The sequence below is a fragment of the Segatella intestinalis genome (assembly GCF_029348455.1).
GTDB lineage: Bacteria > Bacteroidota > Bacteroidia > Bacteroidales > Bacteroidaceae > Prevotella.
Map to the genome: position 1 here is coordinate 1 of NZ_JARJVV010000006.1, position 15,566 is coordinate 15,566.

The following is a 15,566-nucleotide window of genomic DNA, read 5'->3' on the forward strand; positions in this document are numbered from 1 at the left end:
CATGATTCCTAAGACATCACCAAATTTTTGAGAGCTTTTTTGTGTTAAAATAAGCAAAATAGCCCCCAGAAAGCATATAGGCATACCTACCCCTGTAGCAGAAGAAGACAATTTTTGACTTTTCTGTTACAAAAAACGATACGGAACTCTTTCTTTTAATAGCTTTTTGCTCGATTCCTAATTAGTTATCCGTATCTGTCCTCACAAGACTATAAGAGACAATGGTACATTGTTATAGTTCACTTGCTTTGGACTTTTCAATATGTAAGTTCTTTCTGTCGTCAGAGGTGTTCAACACTTCCCATTTTCTCTTTTGTTTGCCTATGGCAAACATTCTGCGAATGAGCTTAAACTTGACGGCATTCAATGCCTTACGCTTAGTATCAGAATCTTTTCTGCCTCCTAACTTTCGATTATAAAACATTTGCATTTCCACATCGTACTCAACAGCTCTCAATGCCGCCATAGACAGGTCAGCTTTCACTTGACCGTTACAGTGTGCGGAAGGTCGGGCACGCCATTTCACACTGGTACCAGAAGTGTGACTGCATGGAGCTACGCCAACATATCTCGCATATTGCCGAGCTGTGTCAAAAGCGGTAAAGTTTCGTGTGATGGCAATTATGTTTGTTGCATTGACAAAACCAATTCCTGGTATCGTCAACAGATTCTGAAAAGTGTCAAAGACATCTTCCTCCTTGGACATTAATTCACACTCTTCCTGATCTATCTTCTCAATGTCATGATTGAGCTTTTTAATGTAGCTCTCATACATGGCAGAATCCTCTTTCGTTTCAAACATCTGCATTCGGTTCATAAAGTTTGTCCGTTGCTCCACAAGGAACTTACGCTCATTGACAAGTTGCTTCAATTGTTGCATAGCCTTGCTTGGCAACTTGTATGGCTTGGCACATTCCGTGCCATCATAACGATAGAGGAAGTCAGCTATCTTTGCAGAGTCATTCTTGTCTCGCTTATCTATTGTCCCCATAGGATGATGTTTTACTATACGTGTACTAAGCATACAGAAAGAGTAATTCTTGGACGTGAGGAATTTTTCCAAGTCCAAGGAGTAGCAACCTGTAAATTCCATGCCAAACAGGGCTTGGGAAAGTACCACACGGCTCTTTTTGAGCCATGAGCACATATCGCCAAATCCCTTGCGAGTGTTGTTGAACACCTCATGAGGGAACATTTTGATGTTGGTGTCCTCACGAAATATAGATACATCTATGACATTTTTAGAGATGTCAATGCCTACAAATGATTTATTTTTCATATCTTTGCACCGCTTTACGAAAGGAACTCTCTATGTCAGGATAAGCCAAATCTTTTAAAAGCTGGGACGGACAGCTAATTCCCTAAAAGGCACTGAGTCTGACATTTCGGGCAGAGGAGACTATATCAAGGGAAAGGGCTTTGCCTAAGATTAAAAAGTTCACTACCTCTGTCTGGAGTTCCTTCCTTTTGAGGATTCCTCGCAAAGGTAGTGCCAAAAGCAACCAAGAGACTCTATCATGGTATAGTGATGGTCTTAAAACACTGTTAGTTCACTCCTGGTTGCTTGTTTTTCCCATTTCGATAATTGTCCGTCTCCACATACGGAGTACCTCGTTTTATAACGGCAAACATACGGAGTATCATCTTAAACTTGATTGCATTAAACACTATTCCACTGCATTTCTCCTTTCTCTTGCGTTCCCAGTAATCTCTGATGTTCGGAATGTGCTGCATGCAAACCAAACAGGCAATGGACAAATCTGCCTTTGCCTGTTTAAAACCTTTCTTAGAGACTGACGAGCCTTTTCTCACAGATGTACCAGATTCTTTCTTGAAAGGAGCGACACCAATATAGCAAGCGTATTTACGTGGGTTATCTATTGCCATGAAGTTTTCGGTCAAGACAATGGTTTCAAGTGCGACAACACGCCCAATACCAGGTATTGATGTCAGCAGGGAAAAGTTCTTGCTGATGTCCGCATCTTCTTTTATGTACATGTCAATTTCATTGTCTATGCCTTTAAGTGCATCATTGAGCGTTTTAAGTTGCCCATTCTTACGTTCCACAGACAAATCTGTGTCATACGCACATATATCATGAAGCTGCTGCTTGTAAAGGACAGACTGCTTGACTTGTCTGCTTGCGTTCCGCCAAAAGCCTCTTCAACTTAAAATATACAGGAGGAGGAAGTTTTGATGGGTTGCGAAGAATCTTTCTGTGGTTCTGCTCACAGTAAATGGCTATGCGGAAAGAATCAAGCTCGTCAGTCTTGATGCGGTCGAGCGAACGCAGTCCATCATCCAAGTCTGGCTCAAAGCGATGCATCTTGCGAGGTTCCACCATCCTATAAATATAATGTTTCTCTTCCAACCACAGTCTAAAGTCTTGGGTGTAAAGTCCTGTATATTCCATACAGAACAAGACTATATCAAACCCCTTGCTTACCTTTGCCACCCATGAACCAATTTTCTTGAAACCTGCATTGTTGTTGCTCACCTTTATATGGGCTTTCTTCCAATCAATGCTTTCTCCGTCATAATAAGCAAGGTCGAGAGTCTGCTTTGAGACATCCACGCCTATGTAAAGTTCTTTATCCATAATTTTGACATTTAATAGTTAAATGGAATCAAGAAAGTTGGCTGGATTATATAAGGACTATGACATGAGAAAGGGCATACCTTGAAAGAAAGATAGTTCACCTTAACACCCATTAACCAAATATCCTAACTTGATTCCTGGGTGCAAAGGTAAAAGACAAGATAGCCTGCCGCCAAAAGACTCTTTGAACGTCGGTAAGGTTGGTAAATATTGTTGACTGGTGCCTTAAAGAAGAGAAGAAACAGTCCGAAAATCAGACTTGCCACTCCTATGCACAGCAAAAAATCTTGGTAAAACAAGTTGGGTGACATCATATTGGTAGGTTTGGTTTATAACTTATCTTGCAGAGATCTTTTGATAATCTTTTGCTAATCTTTTGCAAAGTTACGCAAATTATCCGAAAAGCTTTGTCATAATTCAAAAAAGATGTTTCAAAAATGCAAAATTCTGATTATCAGTTATAACAAACCGTTATTTTGGGCTTTTGACTATCATTTTTTGATGTGATGGCATGGATAAAAAGGTATTTTTTTAAGATTTTACAAATCACAAAGAATTGTTTCTTTCATATTACAAGCCTTTTTTGTTAATGTTGATTATCTTTGCATTACATTAAAAGTGCTCTAATAAGGACTTGACTCATACGATGGATGTCATAAAGTTTACAAGGTTTTTTAGTTAAGTAAGTATTATGTGATTCTTTAGGTGACAGATAATAGTATAAGTATGTTTTCAAGGTATGCAGAACTCAATCGAGATGATTGGGTTCTGTTTTTTAATACTACATCTGCTTTTTATGGTCAGTGCACGTCATCTGTTAATATTCTCATCGGGTATTAAAGTCATAGATAAACTTTTTGAGGAAAAACTTGCAAAGATGTTATTTTTTTTATAACTTTGTATTTACTTTTATGATATGAGAAGCTACACCTTATTTATATAACCTCAAATAGCGCTGCAAGTACGAAGAGTTGGATGAAGAGACAAATGTTTCATAAGGTGTGTTGAAATATCCTCAATACATGAGCCACCACAAAGATATACGCACATCAGAGAACGTAGGATCTCACTATATATTGATAACCAAACAATATGCATCTCAATTCCAAGGTGGAATCTATGGTTTGAGCTAAAAGAGCATCAAATTGCTCCATAATCGAAAACCAAAAATTCCCCCAAAAGGAGTGAGTTTCTCATATTTTATTTGTACTTTTGCCATGTCATTCAGAATTTTGTTTGTTTTTATTTTGCAACACTAAGATAAGTGAAATTTCTGACATGGCAAAATCCTGAGCAACTTTTTGTTGCTCAGGTGCTTATAAAAAAATATTAAATTATCGTGTTGCGGAAATAAGGTTCAAGAAATGATGAGAAGAATATGGAATCATATAACATTGGCATTTTTGCAGCTTGCCTTATCCGCTACCATCGGCTTCACATCCTGCTCACAAGGCAAAGCTGAGAAAAACTTACGCTCTGCCTACTATTGGAGCACTACATGGCAATTGGACAGCAACAAGATGAACTTCATCCAAAAGCACCACATTAATCGTATCTACGTGAGATACTTCGATGTGGTAAAGGATGCAGACGGAGAAATCATGCCCAATGCTACCCTGTATTTCAACACTTTTGAAGAAAATAGAAACGGGAAAACACATGAATCTCTGATACCGGAAGGCATCGAAATAATACCCGTTGTTTATATCGTCAACGATTGTTTGAAAACAAACGAGAAAATGGGTAAATACCTAGCCGACAAAATCCTTCTTCGCATCCTTCAGATGAATGAAGCCAACGATGTAAAGCGAGTAAAGGAGATTCAGATAGACTGCGACTGGACGGCATCAACCCAAAAAGTTTACTTCGATTTCCTCGAAAAACTAAGAGTGAAAGCCAAAGCCAAGAATATAAAGCTGTCTGCTACCATACGGTTACACCAGCTCTCGATGACTCCACCCCCTGTGGATAGAGGCATCCTGATGATGTATAATACGGGCGATGTAAAACAGCTATGTTGCCAAAAGCCGATACTCGACGCGAAGGATGTAGTTCCTTACATCCAGCACTTGGGCAGTTATCAGTTGCCACTCTCTGCCGCCTATCCGCTCTTCAGCTGGCGCATCCTCTTCAGAGAAGGAAAGTTCATAGGCATCATGCATGCAGATGATGACTTCCCTGTTTTGCCAGGCGATAGCATCGTGGTAAGAAAGCCCGAAATGACCGACATTATGGAAGCCATCAAGAGTATCAACCACCAAAACAGCAATATCAACAAAGAAGTCATCCTCTTCGACCTCAACACAGATAACATCAAACGATTTAACTCAGAAGATTATGAAAAGATTTTTAATCATAGGAGTAATGGCTGCAGCATTTAGCACTCACTCCAATGCCTGCGTTTCCGAATATTCGGATCACAACTACTATATGTTCAGCGTATTCAATCGCGACCAGACTTCGCCGGCGTATCTTTACGACATCGCCAGCTACTGGCAGAAGTATGCCGGCAATACATCCTCCGTCAACTTATCCTTCTACAGATGGAACAAGGAGGATATTCTGAAAGTAGCCAAACACAAGAAAGATGCAGGAATGCTTTCTTACTTGGGAAGCTTGAATGCCTACCTGGATGCCTGCGAGAAGTTGAATCCCAATGCCTGGAACTACGCCTCGAAGCAAGAACGGCTACTGATTCAGCAATCGCTGACCCGGCTCAACAATGCCTCCAAAATTTATAAAGGCACCCAACTCAAGAGCCAATACGCCTTGCTCCGTATGCGTACTAATATGATGAAGGGATTCCACCAGCAGAACATCACCTATTGGAATGCCATCGCCTCCCGACTTCCGAAATCACCATGGCGGGAGGCGATGCGCAACATTTATGCCCGAGCCTTGTGGAAAACAGGGAAACATCACCAAGCACTCGAAATCTATGCCGAGCAGGGAGATATGGCAAGCATCAGAGTGCTCGCCCGAAACTATCGCAATCTTGCAGGCATCCAGAGCATTTATTTCAAGAATCCGAACTCGGCAATGCTCACCTATCTGGTGCAGGATTTCGTAAACAACTGTCAGCAGACGATAGACAGCCGCAACCAGAACCCAATAAACAAGGAATGGATTGAGGAAATTGGCGCCAAGGTTATCTATCAGAAAGAGGCCCTCAGTTTCATCACTTTCGCCAATAAGGTCATCGCCGAAAACAAGACGCAGAATCCTTGCCTGTGGCGTTCTGCCACCGCCATGCTCCATTACCTCTATGGATATCAGCAGGAAGCATGGAAAGAGATTAGTGAAGCAGTAGCCCTGGATGGCACACAGAGAATGAAAGACAATGCAAGAGCCATCCGACTTTTGGTTTCTACCCGAAATGTACAGGTGGATAGCGATTACACACAATATCTTGTCGGCGAATTCAAATGGCTCAACGAGATGGCAAAAGGAGAAAGCACAAGAACAAAGGGAGAAAACCCGAAAAATGATGATTTTACCAATCCCGACATTCACTATGTAGAGGTGAAGGAACGTGTGGCTTACCGCGCCCTGTACAATCGGTTCAAGACAATGGCAGACAAGGCAAAAAAGGAAGACCGGCAGGAAGCTGGCAGGAATTACGAAAGCATGGCCACTGCGATGTATGGCATGATGGATGCCTACATGCGAACCTTCTACAAGGATCAACAGGATGAAGAATACATCAGCCGTTATCTTTATTCATCAGAATACGCCTTTCGTCTCGACTCGCTCTCTGCGCAGCAGCTTGCCGATTACTATCGCTTCATCACATCTTCTCATCAGGATGCCTTCGAGCAATACGTATGCCAGTCGCTCTATCGCAGTGCCGATTTCTTCAAGGATATGATAGGCACCAAGTATCTTGCCGAGGGTAACTTTGGCGAAGCAGCCTGCTGGCAGAAAGATGTATCCCTGAAGTTCATCAACAACCAGGCCATCAGTTTCTACGCCGAAAAGCGAAGCTACTCCGTACCTTACTGGTTCAACCACCAGAAGGTGAATGATTCCGACATGTGGAGCATCCAGGGAAGTTATGCCCACCTAAAGGAGAACCCGAAGTGGAAATTCTGCCAGGAAATGAACCAGCTCATCGGCCAATACAATGTGGCTCGTGAAGGTGAATCCAGAGAGAAACTTGCCTACGAACTTGCCACTCGTTACTATCAGGCATCCTGCTATGGCGACTGCTGGTATCTTACCCATTATGGCAAGAGTGTAGCCGATAGTGCCCGCACAGGCGAAGCCGATTTCGCAGCTATCGCTCAAGACTATCTCAAGATAAGCAAGCAAAGCAGCAATCTCACGCTTCGCTATCATTCGCTCTATGCCCTCTCATCCATTGGTATTGACCCATGGTTTAAGATTACCTATGATGCCAACTGGAAAGAGCAGAAACTTCTACAGCCACAATCCGCTCAATATCAGGCTATGATGGAATGGAGCAAGTTCTGTCATCAGCATCCGGAAATTGTGGATCAATACACCACCCGATGCGATGTATTGAAACAATTCGAAAAAAATCTCTAATTTCTTACCATTTTCCCAGCGTTGGGAAAATGGTAACTTTTTCACTGCAATCGAGTTTGAGCTAAAAGAGCATCAAATTGCTCCATAATAGAAAAAATTCCTCCAAAAGGAGTGAGTTTCTCAGATTTTATTTGTATTTTTGCCATGTCATTCAGAGTTTCATTTTATATTTTTTGCAACACTAAGATAAGTGAAATTTCTGGCATGACAAAATTCTGAGCAACTTACTGTTGCTCAGGTGCTTATAAAAAATATTAAATTATAGTGTTGCGGAAATAAGGTATAAGAGGTGTACTCAAGTTTCGCAAGTGGTTTATGTACGGGCTAAGAGCTTCTGTCCCTTCAGGGCGTGTGGGGCGAAACTTCAGGAGGTGTACAATTAAATATGAGGAGAGAAAGTAATGTTTCATTTAAGTAAGAAAAACAAGGCTGTCATCGCAATCCTGTCGCTTCTGTTGGTTGTCATGAGCTGCGGCTGGTATGTATGGTCTTGCTACCACATGACTCAGGAAAGATGGATGCGTGCCAAGGCTACTGTTGATGTTTGCTGTCATTATGAGCTTAGAGCTGGCAATAAGATACTGCTCGACTTAGGTAATGACACCACAAAACTGGATGCCTTCTTCGTCAATCAATACGACTTGCTACCTTCCTGCAAGGGACTTTTACTTGCCGAGGACAATGCGGCTATAAGATATAAACGTTATCAGGGAATGACACCTCAGCAAGTATATCATGCACAAATAGACTCGTTGCAAACCATTTACAAGAATGCCAAATGGACACTTCATGAAATAGATTATTACACACATTCGCACAATGTACGCGACGAAGGCTATGGCATGATTGCAGATTACGCAGAACAGCAGAAAGTTCGGTTCGAAAAGGCTAAAAAACTACTGGATTCTCTGCATCATACAGTCGACACTACCTCGCTTCGAATCGTAAGACAGTTGTCTTACAAAGTTTTATACATCAGTCAGTTGTCAACTCGTCAGTTGTCAAGTCAGTCATGCCAATTGGAGAAGCACGATATGCAGAAAGGCATGAACTACTTTCGCCTGTCATCGCAAGCCCTGCCCGACTCTGCCTGTGCCATTAATCAGCGAAGTGCCTTCTATGGAATAAAGATGGACGTCGTGCCTTTCTGCCAGTCCTTTGTGAAGGTAATGCAGGCAGACTCTGCAGGTATCTATACAGGCGAGCGAGACTCTCTGTTCCATCCTCATGGTCATGGTACATGGATGGGAAATGACGGGTCGCACTATGAAGGACAATGGAAACATGGACATCGTGATGGATTCGGATTTGGCATTGAGTCTGGCAAACAACTCTGCGTAGGAGAATGGAAAAACGACCGTTATCGTGGCGAGCGTCTTGTCTATACCTATGATAGAATATACGGCATAGATATATCTAAATATCAGCATATTATAGGTAAGAAGAAATACCCCATCCAATGGAGTAAGTTGCGTATTACCCACTTGGGCAACATCAGTCGCAAAACAGTCAGTGGAAGTATAAGCTATCCCATCAGCTTCATCTATATCAAGTGTACGGAAGGAGCCTCCCTGCTCAATCCCTATTACCGTAAAGACTATCGGGCAGCAAAGGCGCATGGTTTCAGGGTTGGAAGCTATCATTTCTTCTCGCCTCGTAAGCCCGGACTGGCACAGGCCCGCAAGTTTATGAAGCATGCTCTGGTAAGAAGGGGTGATTTTCCACCCGTACTCGACCTGGAACCGACACCACGGCAGATTAAGCAGATGGGCGGACCAGACACTATGTTTGCACAAGTAAGGGCATGGCTGAGATATGTGGAACGCCAAACAGGCACAAGGCCGATACTTTATATCAGTCAGATGTTTGTGAACCGTTACTTGAAATATGCGCCCGATCTGAAGCGGAACTATCGCGTATGGATAGCCCGTTATGGCGAGTATAAGCCAGATATCAGGCTGGTTTTGTGGCAGTTATGTCCAGACGGAAGAGTAAGTGGTATCCGTGGACATGTAGATATCAATGTTTTTAATGGCTATCGTGACGCTTATCAGAAATTTCTTCAGAATGAGGTTGTTAAATAATTGTGTTAAAGTTAGTTATTAAAAATAACAACGAATGCATTTTTTTACTATATTTGCGCAAATTAGGCGAAAGTATAGAGAATGAGACAACTTAAGATACAGAAAAGCATCACCAACCGCAACAGCGAGGCTCTCGACAAGTACCTCGTTGAGATTGGTCGTGCACCTATGGTTTCCATTGAGGAAGAGATTGAACTTGCTCAGGCCATCAAGAAAGGTGGTCGTGCCGGTGAGCGTGCCAAGAATAAGTTGGTAGAAGCCAACTTGCGCTTTGTGGTATCTGTCGCCAAGCAGTATCAGCATCAAGGACTCACGCTTACCGACCTCATCGACGAGGGCAACATCGGTCTTATTAAGGCTGCAGAGCGTTTTGATGAGACTCGTGGCTTTAAGTTTATCTCTTATGCCGTATGGTGGATTCGACAGAGTATCCTTCAGGCCATTGCTGAGCAGAGCCGTATCGTCAGACTCCCCCTCAACCAGGTAGGTTCACTCAATAAGGTGAACCACGAAATCAACAAGTTTGAGCAGGAGAATCTCCGTCGTCCCAGTGTGGAGGAAATAGCTGACCGCACAGGTGTGGATGAGGAGAAGATATCACAGAGTATGGCTGCAAGTGGACATCACGTGAGTATCGATGCTCCATTTGGAGACGACGATGATAATGCCATGGTCGATGTGATGTCGAGTGGCGATGACAGTCGTACAGACAAGCAGGTAGATCACGAGAGTATGGCAATGGAACTGAAACAGGTTCTCGGTCAGGTACTCAAGGAGCGTGAGCGACAGATAGTATGTGCTTGTTTCGGTATTGGAGAGCCAGAGAAAGGTCTGGAGGAAATCGGCGACAAGATGGGGCTTACCCGTGAGCGTGTGCGCCAGATTCGCGAAAAGAGTATCTCGAAACTCAGAGAGTCTGGATATGTTAAAATCTTGATGAAATACCTTGGCTAACAGGGTGTCGTTTTATAAATATTTGCTCATAGCCTTCCTCTTGGCATCGCCTTTGGGGTGTAAGGCTAAAGTGAAAGCACCGAATGTTGCGTTTCGTGATTCGGTGCTTAACTTGGTGTTTACCTATGCCAAACGTACCGACACCACAGGATTGCATGGTTCACAATCGTATTCTTACACCAAGATGCAGATGCACACTAACAAACGCAACGCCACCTTGATGCTCGTACCTTCGATGTATGCCATCGCCCATGGCACAGGACGCCACTTTATCAGCGAATACTATACTAAGATTACGATGCAGAACGACAAGTTCACCGACCAGCGTCTGCTCCATGTCAGCACTGTTCCACATCGCCGTAACATCATGTCATATATTCTTCCTTATGTAACTCCCAATGTCTTTGGCGAGAACCTTTTTCACAACAATATCCTCTCCCCTTTCCATCGAGCCAACCGCAGGTTCTACACCTATCGGGTCACCGCTTTGCCGTTCGACAAGGCCCAGGTATACGCCTACCCCAAAATTAAGAACACGCAGATGGTGGAAACCAAGGCTGTGGTAAACAGCAAGACAGGAAAAATATATCTGGTCGACTTTGAGGGCGAGTACGATATGACCCGCTTCTTTATATCCATCGTCATGGGCAACGAAGGCTACCGCTCTCTTCTGCCCGACAGATGCAACTTGAAAGCCAATTTCAGGTTTATGGGCAACAACATCACCGGTATGCTCAGTTCTTACTATAATCTGCCCAAGGTGCTTTCTGACACACTCAACAACGCTGCTGACACCACCCTTATGTCGCAAGTGCGCCCTGTTCTCCTCAACGAACAGGAGCAACTCATCTATGAGCAATATTTCAAGGAGAAGAGCCGTCGCGACTCGCTCAGCCTGGCCGACAGAACCAAGAAAAAGCGCAACTTTGCCAAGGATGTGCTATGGGACATCGTTGGCGACAACATGGTGAACAGAATACAGCAGGACTTTGGCAAGGAAAGCCAAGGATATGTACGTCTGAGTCCTATCCTCAACCCTCTATACATGGGCTATACCAAGCGCAAGGGACTCATCTACAAGTTTGACATCAGAAGCTCTTATTCCTTCAACGACAACATACAGCTTGGTGTGCGGTTCAGGGCGGGTTATAGTTTTAAGCTGCATCAACTGTACTTCAATATTCCGGCTACCTTCAACTATAATGCCAAGCACGACGGCTATCTCGAGATGGTATACGGACAGGGCAATCGCATCAATACCAACGTGATAGCCCGCAACATACTGGACATCAAGAGGGATGACGACGAAGAGATAACAGTAAATAAGGACAATTACACCGAGTTTACCGACAGCTATTTCCGTCTCACAAACCACTGGATGTTTAGTCCCAAGTGGGGATTTGAAGCAGGAATAGTGGCCCACCATCGCAGGGCGATTCATCCAGAATTCTACGAATCGTATGGCTATCCTTCCAAATATCGCTCCGTGGCCCCTGCTTTTGGATTGATATGGCGACCATGGGGGCCTAAAGGAGTGTCTGTCACGGCCGATTATGAGCGTAGCATCAAGGGGTTCATGGGCTCAAACATACCTTATGAGCGTATTGAGGCCGATGCCAAGGGCATCTTCTACGCCAGCCGTCGAAAGTTGTACTCTGCGCGTCTTGGAGCAGGATTCTATACCATGCGAGGTTCTCACTGGTACTTTATCGACTACTCCAATTTCAATGACAACTACATTCCAGGAGGATGGAATGACGACTGGAGCGGTTCGTTCGAACTGTTGCCCTCAGAGTGGTACAACTCTTCTGAATACTACGTACGCAGCAACTTCACCTACGAAAATCCGATGATCTTTGCCGCCTGGGTGCCCTTGGTGGGCAGATTTGTAGAGGCTGAGCGCTTCTATGTCAATGCCTTATTGGTAGAAAAGCTGCATCCCTATACCGAATGGGGCTATGGATTCAGCACCCGCCTCTTTTCTATCGGAGTCTTTGCCGGTTTCAAAAATGCCCAGTTCTATGGCGTAGGCTGCAAGTTCGACTTTGAGCTTTTCCGCAACTGGTAGAAGAATCTAATACTTACAGATAGACATTCTTTAAAACAAACATTCTTACATTATAATATATATGAATTCACAACTCACCGTTTACAAGGCAAGTGCCGGCTCTGGCAAAACCTTCACGCTGGCCAGGGAATATATGACCTTAGTCATTGCCAACCCACATTCGTATCGCACCATCCTGGCAGTGACTTTCACCAATAAAGCCACTGAGGAAATGAAAACACGAATCCTCAGCCAGCTATATGGTATTGCCCATGGACTCGAGGAATCGCATGGTTATCTTGAACAGATAAAGAAAGCTTTGCCCCATCTCACGCAGGAGCAGATAGAGAAGAATGCCAGTACTGCACTCAGTCTGCTCATTCACAACTACAACTACTTTCGCGTTGAAACAATAGATACTTTCTTCCAGAGTGTGCTTCGTAACCTGGCACGTGAGCTCGACCTTACCGCCAACCTTCGCATAGGACTCAATGACTACCAGGTGGAGCAGCAGGCTGTAGACCAACTGATTGAGGATCTGGGGCAGACCGACAGGCTTCTGCACTGGATCATGGACTATATCAAGTCGAATATGGCTGATGACAAAAGTTGGAACGTGATCGGTGAAATCAAGAGTTTTGGTGAAAATATCTTCCGCGATTATTACAAGAGTGCCGCCAAGTCGCTCAATGAAGTGATGGAAAAGGAAGACTTTTTCAAAAACTTCACTGCCGAGCTCAGGAAAATGAAACAGGATGCCAAGGAACACTTTGCGCAGATAGCAGCCACCTTCTTTGACACACTCGACGAGAATGGACTTACGGTTTCGGATTTCTCGTATGGCAAAACAGGTGTCTGCAGCTATTTCATCAAATTGAGAGACGGACTTTTCGACGATGAAAAACTCGTTGGCAAACGTGTTGTGTCAGCCATGGAGGACGAGCATAACTGGATGAGTGCGGCAGATGCACAGCCAGGTTCACCTAAGTATGATCTGGTATGCAATACCCTTGCACCATTATTGCGCTATTCTGAAGAGAAGCGCCCAAAGTTGTTGCGTCTTTACAAGAGTGCAAACCTCACCCTGCGCAACCTCAACCAATTGCGCCTTTTAGGAAGTATAGAGAAGAAAGTTCGTGCACTCAACGAGGAAGCAAACCGTTTTTTGCTCAGTGACACGCAGACGCTGCTCCATTCGCTTATGCAGGACAGTGACTCACCTTTTATCTTTGAGAAGATAGGTACGCAATTGGAGCATGTTATGATAGACGAGTTTCAGGACACCAGCATCATACAATGGCAGAACTTCAAAGTATTGCTCGATGAAACCATGAGTCATCAGGATGCAGGCAACCTCATTGTGGGTGATGTAAAGCAGAGCATTTACCGCTGGCGCTCTGGTGACTGGCGACTGCTTAACAATATACAAGAGCAGTTTGGAGACAAGCGACTTGATATCAAGACCTTGGATACAAACTATCGTTCGGCAAAAAACATCATCGATTTCAATAATGCATTCTTCAAAGCTGCTGCCGAAACTGAATACCAGTCTCTCAAGGAGAATACCCCCGAGGAGGCAGAACAACTGAAGATTGCATACTCTGACGTAGCCCAGAGGGTGCCTTCGGGCAAACCTGCCAATGGCTTTGTGCAGATTAAACTCCTGAACAAGGAAGAATGGAAAGAACGCACACTGAAGGAAACTATGGCAACTATCATGCAACTGACAGAGCAGGGTGTAAAGCCCAGTCAGATTGCCATCCTCGTAAGAACCAACCGCACCATTAAGGATTTGGCAGAATTTCTGATGAACAATGGTTGCCCTTACCCTCTTGTTTCCGACGAGGCTTTCCGTCTGGATGCATCCCAGGCGGTCAATTCGCTTGTTACGGCGTTACGTGTGCTTATTCATCCCGATGATCCTATTTCCAGGGCTACCCTTCAGAAGTTCGCACTCTCCTTCCTTGGTAGCGATGAAATCGTGGAAAAGATTGAGGAGCAGCGTGATATCCTGTTACAGAAACCTATTTTCGATTTAGTGGAAAACCTCTTTGTTGAACTACAGTTAGATACCATAGAGGAGATGAAGAGTCAGAGTGCTTATATCTGCGCCTTCTACGATCAGATGGCTGCTTACCTGCAGGACAACTGTTGCGATATAGACTCTTTTATCAAGGAATGGGACAATACGCTGCACGAGAAAAGCATACATAGCGATGCGCTCAATGGCATACGCCTCGTCACGATTCACAAGAGTAAGGGTCTGGAGTTTGATTATGTTATCATTCCTTTCTGCGACTGGATGTTGGAGACATCCAAAGGTACCCTGTGGTGTACGCCAGCCGAGGCTCCTTTCAACAAAATACCATTGGTTCCTGTCGATTTCATCGCCAAACAGATGAAGGGAAGCATCTACGAGGACGATTACCACCACGAGCATCTGCAGAACATGGTAGACAACATGAACCTGCTATATGTGGCTTTCACACGTGCCAGCCGTGGACTCTTCGTTATTGCTCATCGTGACAAGGAAACATTCCGTAGTTATCTGATAGAAAGTGTGCTATCAGATGTAGAGAAGACACTCAGCAGCGGCAATGTATCTGTAACGCTTTCCAATTCGCAAGACGAGGATATTCTTTTTGAATATGGAACCCTTAAGGTTGAGGAGGCTGATGCTACAGACAAGAAAAAGGAGAAATCGGAGAATGTCTTTTGCCAGCAAGCCACCAATATCGCTGTGCAGCTGAAGGTGAATCCTGCTATGCCTCAGTTCCGGCAGAGTAACAAGAGTCGTGATTTCATAAAGGGCGACGAGGACGAGGAACAGCAGAAGTACTACATCAAGTTGGGTACCATTCTGCACAGTCTCTTCTCCTCCATCCGTACCACCGACGACATAGAGCAGGCTCTTCGTCAACTCGAATTAGACGGAATGCTCTACGACGAGAATCTCTCACGCAAGCACTTGGATTCAATGATACGCAAGCGTCTGCAGTCTCAGCAGGTGGCGCATTGGTTTTCTCCCCACTGGACACTCTTCAACGAGTGCTCTATCCTGAGTGTGGAACATGGCAAGGTGGTGGAACATCGTCCTGACCGAGTGATGAAGGATAGTGAAAAGACCATTGTGGTGGACTTCAAGTTCGGTAAACCCAAGGACGAGCATCACGTACAGGTAAGACAGTACATGCAGTTGCTGGAAGGCAAGGAGGCCAACCAAAGTGCAAATTCCGACAACGGAAACGACAGTCATCCACTGATAGAAGGCTATCTGTGGTATGTCTATCCCAACAAGATAGTCAAGGTGGAATTCTGACACCCCAAACTAAGA

9 protein-coding genes and 1 pseudogene are annotated in these 15,566 nt (G+C 44.2%); 6 read left to right on the plus strand and 4 right to left on the minus strand.

Annotated features, from left to right (window positions below; all coding sequences use genetic code 11):
- Positions 1 to 232 precede the first annotated feature (232 nt).
- The 4 genes and pseudogenes from P3T48_RS05130 to P3T48_RS05145 form a co-directional block, all read right to left on the minus strand.
- The gene (locus P3T48_RS05130; protein WP_117678396.1) at positions 233 to 1,279 is read right to left on the minus strand and encodes an IS110 family RNA-guided transposase; all 1,047 of its coding nucleotides are present in this window, start codon (positions 1,277 to 1,279) and stop codon (positions 233 to 235) included.
- A gap of 266 nt (positions 1,280 to 1,545) precedes the next feature.
- Complete coding sequence (locus P3T48_RS05135) at positions 1,546 to 2,067, minus strand: transposase (RefSeq protein WP_276505881.1); 522 nt, start codon at positions 2,065 to 2,067, stop codon at positions 1,546 to 1,548.
- Positions 2,068 to 2,095: 28 nt separating this feature from the next.
- Positions 2,096 to 2,599 (minus strand): IS110 family transposase, encoded by a 504-nt coding sequence (locus P3T48_RS05140; protein ID WP_276505882.1) that lies wholly within the window; start codon positions 2,597 to 2,599, stop codon positions 2,096 to 2,098.
- Between the two features lie 951 nt (positions 2,600 to 3,550).
- Positions 3,551 to 3,818 (minus strand): annotated as a pseudogene (locus P3T48_RS05145) (IS1380 family transposase); the annotation flags it as partial.
- A 145-nt stretch (positions 3,819 to 3,963) separates the two neighbouring features.
- On the opposite strand from P3T48_RS05145, the gene P3T48_RS05150 reads away from it, so the two are divergent.
- The 6 genes from P3T48_RS05150 (at position 3,964) to P3T48_RS05175 (ending at position 15,551) form a co-directional block, all read left to right on the plus strand.
- Complete coding sequence (locus P3T48_RS05150; protein ID WP_276505883.1) at positions 3,964 to 4,980, plus strand: hypothetical protein; 1,017 nt, start codon at positions 3,964 to 3,966, stop codon at positions 4,978 to 4,980.
- On the plus strand, positions 4,937 to 7,147 hold the full coding sequence (locus P3T48_RS05155; protein WP_276505884.1) for a hypothetical protein: 2,211 nt from the start codon (positions 4,937 to 4,939) through the stop codon (positions 7,145 to 7,147). Before P3T48_RS05150 ends, P3T48_RS05155 begins: the two co-directional genes overlap by 44 nt.
- A 401-nt stretch (positions 7,148 to 7,548) precedes the next feature.
- Positions 7,549 to 9,231 (plus strand): GH25 family lysozyme, encoded by a 1,683-nt coding sequence (locus P3T48_RS05160; RefSeq protein WP_276505885.1) that lies wholly within the window; start codon positions 7,549 to 7,551, stop codon positions 9,229 to 9,231.
- Positions 9,232 to 9,312: 81 nt separating this feature from the next.
- The gene (locus P3T48_RS05165) at positions 9,313 to 10,185 is read left to right on the plus strand and encodes a sigma-70 family RNA polymerase sigma factor (RefSeq protein ID WP_022252292.1); all 873 of its coding nucleotides are present in this window, start codon (positions 9,313 to 9,315) and stop codon (positions 10,183 to 10,185) included.
- Between the two features lie 4 nt (positions 10,186 to 10,189).
- Positions 10,190 to 12,253, plus strand: coding sequence for a DUF5686 family C-terminal domain-containing protein (locus P3T48_RS05170; protein WP_276505886.1), 2,064 nt, complete (start codon positions 10,190 to 10,192; stop codon positions 12,251 to 12,253).
- A gap of 61 nt (positions 12,254 to 12,314) precedes the next feature.
- On the plus strand, positions 12,315 to 15,551 hold the full coding sequence (locus P3T48_RS05175; RefSeq protein ID WP_276505887.1) for a UvrD-helicase domain-containing protein: 3,237 nt from the start codon (positions 12,315 to 12,317) through the stop codon (positions 15,549 to 15,551).
- The last annotated feature ends 15 nt before the right edge of the window (positions 15,552 to 15,566 follow it).